The following is a 303-nucleotide window of genomic DNA, read 5'->3' as shown; positions in this document are numbered from 1 at the left end:
CTCCCCAGACTGGACTCGAACCAGTGACCTACGGATTAACAGTCCGCCGCTCTAACCAACTGAGCTACTAGGGAACAATATGATGATATTACAGTAGTGGCTCCCCAGACTGGACTCGAACCAGTGACCTACGGATTAACAGTCCGCCGCTCTAACCAACTGAGCTACTAGGGAACAATATGATGATATTACAGTAGTGGCTCCCCAGACTGGACTCGAACCAGTGACCTACGGATTAACAGTCCGCCGCTCTAACCAACTGAGCTACTAGGGAAGGGTGATACTGCAATGTTGATAAGGCTG

At 50.2% G+C, this 303-nt stretch carries 3 tRNA genes; all 3 read right to left on the bottom strand.

Features of this window, described 5'->3' with window-relative positions:
• A tRNA-Asn gene (locus tag IE163_RS07870) sits at positions 1 to 74 on the bottom strand.
• Between the two features lie 23 nt (positions 75 to 97).
• Positions 98 to 174 (bottom strand) — tRNA-Asn (locus tag IE163_RS07865).
• Between the two features lie 23 nt (positions 175 to 197).
• Positions 198 to 274: transfer RNA gene (locus tag IE163_RS07860), tRNA-Asn, on the bottom strand.
• Positions 275 to 303: the final 29 nt, after the last annotated feature.

The sequence above is a fragment of the Alishewanella longhuensis genome (assembly GCF_014653435.1).
In the GTDB taxonomy this organism is placed as follows: Bacteria; Pseudomonadota; Gammaproteobacteria; order Enterobacterales; family Alteromonadaceae; genus Alishewanella; species Alishewanella longhuensis.
This window is presented reverse-complemented; position numbering and strand designations above follow the sequence as displayed.